Consider the following 1,561-nt stretch of genomic DNA (forward strand, 5'->3'; position numbering starts at 1 on the left):
CGGGCGAGCCACTTGCGACGGGCGGCATTCTGGCGGGTGCCAACGGCTTGTCGCGCGGCGTGATCTGCTCTACCTTATGCGCCGATTGCCTTGATCCTTCTGCAAGGCCTACCCTCGGAGAGAACATCATGTGGCCCTATCCCCGCATCCTCGCCCATCGCGGCGGCGGCACCCTGGCACCGGAAAACACCCTGGCCGGCTTTCGCTGCGGCCTGGAACACGGCTATCGCGCCGCCGAATTCGACGTCATGCTCACCCGCGACGAAGTCCCCATCCTGATGCACGACCCGCAGCGCGGCCGCACCCTGCCCGGGGCCGGCAAGATCGCCGAGAGCGACTGGGCCGAGCTGCGCGACCTGGAAGCCGGTGCCTGGCTGGATGCACGCTTCGCCGGGGAACGCATCAGCACGCTGGAGCAGGGGCTGGATTTCTGCCTGGCCGAAGGCATCTGGATGAACGTCGAGATCAAGCCAGCCGCTGCAGAATTCGCGCGCCGTACCGGGGAACTGACCGCCCAGGCCGTGGCGCGGCGCTTCGCCGGCAAGAGCGGGGCGGCGCTGCCGGTGTTGTCCTCGTTCTCCTTCGATGCGCTGCTGGCGGCCAAGGAAGCTGCGCCGGCACTGCCGCGCGGCTACCTGGTGGATGTGATTCCCGAGGACTGGCAGGCGCGTCTGGAGCAGCTGCAGGCCGTGGCGCTGCACACCAATCACAAGCACCTCACGCCGTCCCTGGCGGCTGCCGTGAAGACGGCGGGCTATGGCCTCTTCTGCTACACCGTCAACGACATGGCGCGTGCCGAGGAAATCCGCCAGTGGGGCGTGGATGCCTTCTGCACCGATCGCATCGATCTCATTGCGGCCGACGCCTGGTAAGCCACGGCAACCCCACGCTGCCCGCATTGTTCATCTCGCGCAGCGTGGAAATGAACGGCAAATTACGCTCTTACCGGCGGACTGAATCCTCACACGCTAGCTATGATTTGCATGCGGACAACAATAACTGGAGGGCAGTCGACAGTTGTTGTCAACGCGTCGCGAAAATCTTGCGTTAATGAAGCACAAGGCCGGCGCCCGTGAGCACGCCGGTGGACTTGTGGAAGCACACAACACTGAGAGATAGAGGAAAACGATGAAGATCAACAAACTGCTGGCTGCCGTACTCGTCGCCGCCTTCGCCATGCCGGTCCTGGCCCAGCCCGCACCGGCTCCGGCTGGCGCTCCCGCCGCTGAAGCCCCGGCTGCCAAGCCTGCTCACAAGAAGCACAAGAAGCATGCGAAGAAGGCCAAGAAGCACAAGCACAAGAAGGCCAAGAAGAACAATCCGGTGCCGGCCAACAAGGGCGCCTGATCGTCCGGACTTCTGGTGGCGGCCCGCACAGCGCGGCCCGCACTTGGTTTTACCGGAAGGTTCGGCTGACGCAGTTAAGGTCCGGCGGCGCAGGTTAGCGCGCCATGCCGGGTCAGCCGGGCCTGTAACCCGCGGGGATTTTCCCGGCGGGTTTTTTTTCGCCTGCAGCGCACTGCTGCCGGCCGGGCTGGCAAGGCGTTGCGGCGGGGGGGGG

The 1,561-nt window shown here is 65.2% G+C and carries 2 protein-coding genes; both read left to right on the top strand.

Annotated features, from left to right (window positions below; genetic code table 11):
* Positions 1-128 precede the first annotated feature (128 nt).
* Positions 129-872, top strand: coding sequence for a glycerophosphodiester phosphodiesterase (gene ugpQ, locus B3873_RS06165; RefSeq protein ID WP_286864669.1), 744 nt, complete (start codon positions 129-131; stop codon positions 870-872).
* 256 nt (positions 873-1,128) lie between these two features.
* Positions 1,129-1,347, top strand: a complete 219-nt coding sequence (locus B3873_RS06170) for a hypothetical protein (protein ID WP_039784299.1) — start codon at positions 1,129-1,131, stop codon at positions 1,345-1,347.
* Positions 1,348-1,561 lie beyond the last annotated feature (214 nt).

The organism is Herbaspirillum sp. UBA812 (assembly GCF_002296545.1).
GTDB lineage: Bacteria > Pseudomonadota > Gammaproteobacteria > Burkholderiales > Burkholderiaceae_D > Herbaspirillum > Herbaspirillum huttiense.

Coding starts and splice junctions, on each gene's coding strand:
- B3873_RS06170 (WP_039784299.1), top strand. CDS start 1,129: ATGAAGATCAACAAACTGCTGGCTGCCGTACTCGTCGCCGCCTTCGCC.
- ugpQ (WP_286864669.1), top strand. CDS start 129: ATGTGGCCCTATCCCCGCATCCTCGCCCATCGCGGCGGCGGCACCCTG.